This is a genomic window from Micromonospora sp. ALFpr18c, from assembly GCF_008868155.1.
GTDB lineage: Bacteria > Actinomycetota > Actinomycetes > Mycobacteriales > Micromonosporaceae > Micromonospora.
On the sequence record NZ_WBKR01000316.1, the window covers coordinates 1 to 3,999 of the forward strand.

Sequence of the window (3,999 nt, forward strand, 5' to 3'; positions counted from 1 at the left end):
GGGCCGGGCGTCCGGATCCAGACTCTCGTAGGACTTCGACGTCATGCTGATGATCTCTCCTCAGAACCGTCCAGGAAGAGTATCCCCTGGTAGACGAGCTGTCTCACATCAGCGTGACAGGGAGGGGCGCGCCGCTGTGATCGCCTGCGGAAGCCCAGCAAAGTGCGTAAGTGCTGTTCAGTGCCGCTTCCCCATCGACCGCCGTGGCGGTCTCTTGCGACCCGCTGCGCCCGGCCCGGCGTCGGGCCGCACCCCACTCTGGACCGTGCTTATTGCCAATGCTAGGCAACTACGTAATGTTGGCATCAGTGGGCGGGTGCTCCGGCAACGCGATGATCTGCACCACCGCCGGGGTGCCCGCCCAACTCTGCGACGACGATGGTGTGAGGAGCTGCTGGTGGCCGTCTACTCTCTGCCCGACATGCCGTACGACTTCGGTGCGCTGGAGCCGGCGATGTCCGGCGAGATCCTGGAGCTGCACCACGGCAAGCACCACGCCGCGTACGTCGAGGGCAGCAACGACGCCCTGGAGCAGCTCGCCGAGGAGCGGGACAAGGGTGACTTCGCGTCGCTGGTCGGGTTGGAGAAGACGTTCGCGTTCAACCTGTCCGGGCACGTGCTGCACTCGATCTTCTGGAGCAACCTGTCCCCGGACGGCGGTGACCGCCCCGACGGTGAGCTGGCCGCCGCGATCGACGAGCACTTCGGCTCCTTCGACGGTTTCGCCGGCCAACTGTCGGCGGCGACGAAGGGGGTGCAGGGCTCCGGGTGGGGTGTCCTGGCCTGGGAGCCGCTGGGGCAGCGGCTGATCGTGGAGCAGGTCTACGACCACCACGGCAACGTCGGGCAGGGCTCGACGCCGCTGCTGGTGTTCGACGCGTGGGAGCACGCCTACTACTTGCAGTACCGCAACGTGCGCCCGGACTACGTCGACCGGCTGTGGAACCTCGTCGACTGGGCTGCTCGTCGCCACCACACCACTGCCCCCGCCCGGCTGAGGCGTGCCCACTTCCACGACGGCTGAGGAGCGGCCTGCGAGCGAGGTCAGCCTGCTGTCGAGGCGGAAACCTGCCATAGGGCGCTGACCGGCATGGCGCGGAGTCTTTCGCCGAACGGCAGCGTGGACGATCCGGTATAGAGGACGATGCCGGCGAGGAAGTCGTCGCCGAGGCGGTCGGCGAGTCGGCGTAGTCCGCGGAAGTCGTCGGGTCCGACGGTGGTGGCTGCTTTGACTTCGATCCCGACCACTTGACCAGCTCGGTTCTCGAGCACCGCGTCGACTTCGTACCTGCTCTGGTCGCGGTAGTGGGACAGGTCGACGGGCTGCTCGGACCAGGTGAGCTGGCGGGAGAGTTCGGACAGGACGAATGATTCGAGCAGCGGGCCGAACGGTGCTCCCGGCCGGAGTAGTGCCCGGGCGTCGGTCGCGGTCTCGCTGGCGGCGATGCCCGAGTCGACGAAGATCAGCTTTGGCGCGGCGGTGGCGCGGGTGCCGATGTTGCGGGACCAGCCGGGAATCCGTTTGATCAGGAAGATCTCTTCCAGCGCCTGGAGGTAGCGGGCGATCGTCGGCCGGCTCAGTCCGAGGGCGGATTCGAGGGAGTTGGCGGCGATGACGGTCGCGGACCTGGCCGCAAGCAGGCGTACCAGTTTGCGTAGCTCGCCCTTGTGCTGGATGTCGGACAGCTGCCGGACGTCGCGGTCGATGAGCGCCTGGACGTAGGCGTCGAGGAATCGTTGGCGGCGGCGTGGGTCGGTGCGGGTGGTGGCCTCGGGTAGGCCGCCGCGTACGATCCTGGCTGCGTAGTCGGCGCGGGTCACGTCCGACTCGTGTCGCAGGTCCGGGCCGAGCGTGAAGACGGCGTCGATGAATCCGTCCAGTGCTCCGTCGAGTTCGCCTTGGGATAATGGCCAGAGCTCAACCGTTTCCATCCGGCCAGGCAGCGCGTCCGGCGCAGCCACCATTCCGAACAGCCGAGACGATCCGGTGAGCAGGTACCGGCCAGGACGGGGATCCTCGTCGACGGCGGCCTTGATGGCCAACAGGAGCTCCGGAGCGCGCTGGATCTCGTCGATGACCAAGAGCTCGGAGGAGTCCACGAACCCGACTGGATCGGCGATCGCCGCCGCCCGGTCCTGAGCCCGATCAAGATCGCGGCGCTCGGCGAGACGATCGCCGGCGACGATGCGGACCAGCGTGCGCTTGCCTGTCTGGCGTGCTCCGCTGATCAGGACGACGCGGGTGTCGGCCAGCGCGGCGTCGACCTGCGCGGCGGCCCGACGTGGAATCAGGTGCGGTGTCGGCACGACATCATGATAGCCAGTAAGATTTCGATCTGCGAGGGCCTTCGCATTCGATTTGCGGTAAGGATGCGTTCGAAATGCGGCGGCTCGGTGTTCGATTTGCGCGGCCTCTGGGGCGTTCTTGCAAGGGTCTACGCCTCCGGTCGGGCCGTGCAGTTTGGCAAGGGTTTGGCCACCACCTAGGGCCGCCGGTCGCCGTAGGGCCGGTAGTCCGCCGGCGGCTGGGGTGACGTCCTGCGCCGGCTGAGGTTGGTCGCTCGTCTGGTCACACCCCAGAGCCGGCGGGACCAGCCATGGGGATCGCGATCGGATGCACTCATGTGCGGGTGAAGCCGAGTGCCCGGTATCCGGGCATGCGGCGGGGGAGTGAGGCGGCGAGGATGGGGGTGGCTGGGTCGTGGTAGTCGTGGACCTCGGCGAGGTCCTTGCCGGGTGCGGCGCGGATGACGCGGCCGGCGCATTGGACGAGTAGGCCGTCGTAGGAGATCGGGCCGGCGAGGAAGAGGGTGTCGAGGGCGGGGGCGTCGAAGCCTTCACCGATGAACGGTGTGGTGCCGATGACGAGTAGGCCGTCGCCGGTCTTGGCGCCGTCGAGCCGGTCGACGATGGTCCGCCGTTCGCGGGTGCTCATCGCGCCTTGGAGCACGAGCGCCTGGTGTCCGCGTGCGGCGAGCAGAGCGGTGAGTGCCCCGACCTGGGCGACCCGTCGGGTCAGGACGAGACAGTTGCGGCCGCGGGTCAGGGCTGCGGCGACATCGTCGGTGATCTGGGTGTTTCGGAGCTCGTCGAGGGCTAGTCGCCGGTGCACCTCGGCGAGCGCGCCGGGGGCGTCAAGGTCGACGTCGCCGGGCTGGAAGGTGGTCTCGTGGATGTGCAGCGCTCGCCGGGGTCCGACGTCGGCGTGCATCGCTGCCGCGAGGGTGCCTTGGTCGGCGAACAACGCCAGATTGTCCCGGGTCGGCGAAGTCATGGTGACCAGCCCTGGCGGCTCAACCGGCGCGGACAACTGCTCCGGCGCCGCAGACGTGTCCTGACCGCGCAACTCCAGCAGACGCGCCAGCCGGGCGTTCTCCGCCCGTAACCGCTCCACCTCCCGCCGAAGATCGACGAACTCGGCCACCGAACCCATGCCGACTATCCTCGCGCATCAGGCGCCGATCACCCCTACACCGGTCCGGTAGCATCCGCCGATGGCATCGAAGGGGAACGCCGCGCTGGAGGCGATGATCGGGGAAGCCACTGTCGACGCGTACGGCGACGACGAGCAGCTCGCCGGCTTGTTCAGCATGCTCGAGGAGCATCTGGCGGTGCCGTTCACCACCACCGTCCTCGGCGTCGAGGTCACCGTGCGGAAGTTCGACCTGACCGCGGACAGCATCGTCGCGCTCTGCGCCCGTGGCCGCCACCGGCAGAGGATCGATCTGCTCGACCTACCGCTACCCACCCCGCCACCGGACGGCGCCGGGTGGATCGATGCCTACCGCCACTGGGCCGGAAGGTAGGCCGGCAGTGAGTGAGTACCAGTACTACGAGTTTACCGCCGTCGACCGAGCCCTCACTGCCCGGGAGCGGGCCGAGCTGCGGTCGCTGTCGACTCGGGCTGACATCACCGCGACCAGCTTCGTGAACACCTACGAGTGGGGCGACTTCAAGGGTGACCCGCGTACGCTGATGGAGCGGTACTTCGACGCGCAC

At 68.1% G+C, this 3,999-nt stretch carries 4 protein-coding genes and 1 pseudogene; 3 read left to right on the forward strand and 2 right to left on the reverse strand.

Going from position 1 to position 3,999, the window contains the following annotated elements:
- Positions 1-397: 397 nt before the first annotated feature.
- The gene (locus tag F8271_RS30295) at positions 398-1,024 is read left to right on the forward strand and encodes a superoxide dismutase (RefSeq protein WP_151493215.1); all 627 of its coding nucleotides are present in this window, start codon (positions 398-400) and stop codon (positions 1,022-1,024) included.
- 20 nt (positions 1,025-1,044) lie between these two features.
- On the opposite strand, the gene F8271_RS30300 is transcribed toward F8271_RS30295, so the two are convergent.
- Positions 1,045-2,307 (reverse strand): ATP-binding protein, encoded by a 1,263-nt coding sequence (locus F8271_RS30300; protein WP_151493216.1) that lies wholly within the window; start codon positions 2,305-2,307, stop codon positions 1,045-1,047.
- 313 nt (positions 2,308-2,620) lie between these two features.
- Positions 2,621-3,433: a DEAD/DEAH box helicase gene (locus F8271_RS30305; protein ID WP_225854874.1), complete on the reverse strand. Its 813-nt coding sequence runs from the start codon at positions 3,431-3,433 to the stop codon at positions 2,621-2,623.
- Positions 3,434-3,494: 61 nt separating this feature from the next.
- Here F8271_RS30305 and F8271_RS30310 point away from each other — a divergent pair, with 61 nt between their 5' ends.
- On the forward strand, positions 3,495-3,806 hold the full coding sequence (locus F8271_RS30310; protein ID WP_151493217.1) for a hypothetical protein: 312 nt from the start codon (positions 3,495-3,497) through the stop codon (positions 3,804-3,806).
- A 7-nt stretch (positions 3,807-3,813) separates the two neighbouring features.
- Positions 3,814-3,999, forward strand: a pseudogene (locus tag F8271_RS30315) (hypothetical protein); the annotation flags it as partial.

Excerpts from the sequence above, each read along its gene's own strand:
- F8271_RS30305 (WP_225854874.1), bottom strand. The coding sequence starts at position 3,433 with ATGGGTTCGGTGGCCGAGTTCGTCGATCTTCGGCGGGAGGTGGAGCGG.
- F8271_RS30310 (WP_151493217.1), top strand. The coding sequence starts at position 3,495 with ATGGCATCGAAGGGGAACGCCGCGCTGGAGGCGATGATCGGGGAAGCC.